Consider the following 2,205-nt stretch of genomic DNA (forward strand, 5'->3'; position numbering starts at 1 on the left):
CGGCAGGCTGTACGGAAGGCGCTTTGCAACGCGGCGCGAGGCGATGGACGAAGTGGTCGATTGGTTGGCGTTCTACAACCATAGGAGATTGCACTCGACGCTGGGCTATGTCAGTCCCATGATGTTTGAGCAACGCTGGATCGCGGCCCAGCAGCAAGACAGGAAGTCCGCATAATCGGCAGCCTATGGAGTGCGGGCAACAGGGGCAAGGTCACCGCGAAGGCGGTGATCGGCACGGCGATCAACGGGGGAAGCCTGGAAGACGCCTTGAAGGAAGGATTCAAGACTGCATTCCTGGACACCATCGCGGCTCAAGGCGCCTTTGGGATCGGCAGCAACATTGAGCCGGGCAGCGTTGCCAACGCACTGGCACATGCTATCGCCGGTTGTGCTGTCGGGGCGGCGCGCACGGGCGGCAGTTGCACCGCCGGTGCCTTAGGCGCGGCCGTTGGTGAACTCGCGGCCAGCCTGTACGACCCAGGYGCACTGAACACGCAAGGCGACACTGTGCAGTTCGCCGCCATGATGGGCAGCATTGCCGGCGCGATCGCAGGACTGGATGCGGCCGAGATCAACCAGGCCAGCCAAGCGGGCGCGAATTCGGCGGCCAACAACTGGCTCGCGACCAAGCAAGTCGAGCAAGCGAAGAAGGAGCTGGCTGAAGCCAAATCGCCTCTGGAGGCGCTTCAAGTCGCGGCCAAATGGGCAGCAGTGGGGGTTAAGCAAGACGTGCTGACGACCTCAGGCATCGGTCTTGGGCTGGCGGAATCAGGCATCAGTGACATCAAGGGCCTGGGGGAGTTCCTGGCTCATCCGATCGACGGTCTGAATGGGATCAGGGAAATCATCCGCAGGCCCGAAGCGCGGGAGCAATTGGGTGACAGCGTCTTCAAAGAACTGAACGCCAAGATCGATCGTATGCAAACGGCGCTGACCGACGGTGGCGATCAGAACGCGGTGCAGTTGGGCCAGGACCTTGGCAGCTTGATCTGGCAGGCTGGTTCTGTGCTCACCGGCGCTGGCGCGGTAGCCAAGGGCGGGGTAGCCTTGGCGAACGTGGCGGTCAAAGTGGGGACTGGTGCGTTGGATGCGGCGCTGGCAGTGAAGATCGCTGATGCGGCAGCAACCCTTCGAACTGTGATAGAGCCCAAAATCGTTCAGCAGATGGGCTCCCGAGGCTGGTCGTCTGACGCGATCGATGCGGTAATTGCCAAGCCCGCCAAGACCATAGAAACACGAGATACGCGCTTTGATCCTATTTCTGGAACGCGTCTGAATGACCCCGCTACCGGCTACATTGCTGCCGATGGCTCGTACGTCGTGAGAAACGATAGAACTGGCGCAGTTGTACAAGTCTCGAACAAGAACGACCCAACTTGGAAGGCTCCTTGGGATAAATGATGAAATCCATAGAAGTTAAAAACCTGCCTCTTGCCGACCTTAATTTGCCGACTAGATGGTGGGGAGATGTCGCCTTATTTGGCATCTCCGATTGCTCGGTGCTGCTGAATTACTGTGCCAGCGTCGGCATTGCCGTCCTTGGCGTGGAAGGTTTTCGACTGGAGCAAGGCCACAGAATTCCGGATATGGACTGTATTGCGGATTTTTCAGTCTTGGCAGAAGGCGAATCGTTTTGCGAAAGATCGGTGGAAGCGATGAAGAAGTTTATTAGGATCATGCCGCCCGACGTATTTCTTGAATTCGTCTTTGCAAAACCTTAGTGCTCCTCAAAATGAATGTGCGATCGCCATCTGATAGGGAATTTCAGCCGGGCGAAGGCGACTTCACCAACAGTGGCACCGTCGGAAGTCGTGAACGGGTGTCCATCACGGCCGACACCGTCAACAACCTGAGCGGGCGCATCGCTGGCGGCAACGTCACGCTCGACTTGCGCGGCGACCCTCAACGCCGGGAACGACATCAACGCCCGACAGGCCGATGTGAACGCCGGCAGCGGCCTGCTCGTCGTCAACGCCGGGCGCAACCTCAAGATCGTGGATGGTCAGGTGAAGGACAGCGCCGCCTTTGCCTTCCAGTCCACCAAGAAGAGCGCGTTCTCCCTGCTTCGATGACGTTCAAAACCAGGTTTATACGAGAAATCAACTCGTACTCACCGAGAGCATGAAAGAAAACGTAGGCTATGTCGTGGAGTTAGAGGTTACGAAACCAATTAACGCGCAGGTTGGCGTAGTTGGTCCACAAGGC

The 2,205-nt window shown here is 58.2% G+C and carries 4 protein-coding genes; all 4 read left to right on the forward strand.

What is annotated here, in order from left to right; genetic code table 11:
• Positions 1-175, forward strand: a 175-nt coding sequence (locus tag AC1D2E_RS35560) for an IS3 family transposase (RefSeq protein ID WP_478201753.1), incomplete at its 5' end; no start/stop codon positions are given.
• Positions 176-225: 50 nt separating this feature from the next.
• On the forward strand, positions 226-1,401 hold the full coding sequence (locus AC1D2E_RS35565; RefSeq protein WP_478201750.1) for a colicin E5-related ribonuclease: 1,176 nt from the start codon (positions 226-228) through the stop codon (positions 1,399-1,401).
• Positions 1,401-1,721 carry a hypothetical protein gene (locus tag AC1D2E_RS35570; RefSeq protein ID WP_478201751.1) on the forward strand — a complete coding sequence of 107 codons (321 nt, stop codon included), beginning with the start codon at positions 1,401-1,403 and terminating at the stop codon, positions 1,719-1,721. Before AC1D2E_RS35565 ends, AC1D2E_RS35570 begins: the two co-directional genes overlap by 1 nt.
• Positions 1,722-1,940: 219 nt before the next feature.
• Positions 1,941-2,072 carry a hypothetical protein gene (locus tag AC1D2E_RS35575; protein WP_478201752.1) on the forward strand — a complete coding sequence of 44 codons (132 nt, stop codon included), beginning with the start codon at positions 1,941-1,943 and terminating at the stop codon, positions 2,070-2,072.
• Positions 2,073-2,205: the final 133 nt, after the last annotated feature.

This window comes from Variovorax sp. P1_H2, assembly GCF_056405295.1.